The following is a 766-nucleotide window of genomic DNA, read 5'->3' as shown; positions in this document are numbered from 1 at the left end:
GAAGATGCTCAGTGGGACCGAATCAAAGGATACTTCCCGCCATACCGGACTGGCCGTCCATCAAGCCTAGACAACCGTACCGCCCTCAACGCTATCCTCTGGCTCATGCGCAGCGGGGCTCCTTGGCGTGATCTACCTGAACGCTATGGCTCTTGGAAAACGGTGTATAGTCGCTTCCGAGCCTGGGTAAGTTCAGGCTTGTTCGAACAGGTTTTTCTCGAATTGATTGACAATCCCGACATGGAAAACTTGAGCTTAGATTCAACGATCGTTCGAGCGCATCAAAAGGCCACTGGGGCAAAAAAAACGCCGAATGTATGGTCGAAAATCAAGCTATTGGACTAAGTCGAGGTGGCCGAACGACCAAGATTCACGCACTCGTTGACGGATTAGGGAATCCCTTGGGTTTTCGCCTAACAGGTGGTCAAGTACATGATAGCCAAGTTGCCAGTGAGTTGCTGGAAGGCTTCGATATTTCTCAATCAAATATTATCGCGGATAAAGCCTATGGCACCGCGAAACTTCGCCAGTATATTAAAGATAAAGCAGCCGTCTATACCATTCCGCCAAAGGAAAATACCAAAGACAAGTGGACCTGTGATTACCACGTTTATTGTGAGCGCCATTTGATTGAGAACTTCTTCAATCAGTTGAAGAACTTTCGTAGGATTGCAACGCGTTATGATAAGCTCGCTCATGTTTATCTGGCTACGGTTTACATTGCCTCAATTTGCATCTTACTTAAGTAGTTTTCAGACGGACCCTA

The 766-nt window shown here is 47.1% G+C and carries 1 protein-coding gene; it reads left to right on the top strand.

Features of this window, described 5'->3' with window-relative positions:
- A protein-coding gene (locus HF569_RS12170) for an IS5-like element ISLpl3 family transposase (protein ID WP_168902621.1) occupies positions 1–749 on the top strand; the annotation gives its coding sequence in 2 pieces (ribosomal slippage) (positions 1–298 and positions 298–749; 750 coding nt annotated over the 2 pieces). This gene is flagged as partial in the annotation.
- Positions 750–766 lie beyond the last annotated feature (17 nt).

Origin of the sequence: Levilactobacillus tujiorum (assembly GCF_012641185.1) — a bacterium.
GTDB lineage: Bacteria > Bacillota > Bacilli > Lactobacillales > Lactobacillaceae > Levilactobacillus > Levilactobacillus tujiorum.
The sequence above is the reverse complement of the archived record's forward strand: the minus strand, read 5'-3'. Positions and strand labels throughout refer to the sequence as shown.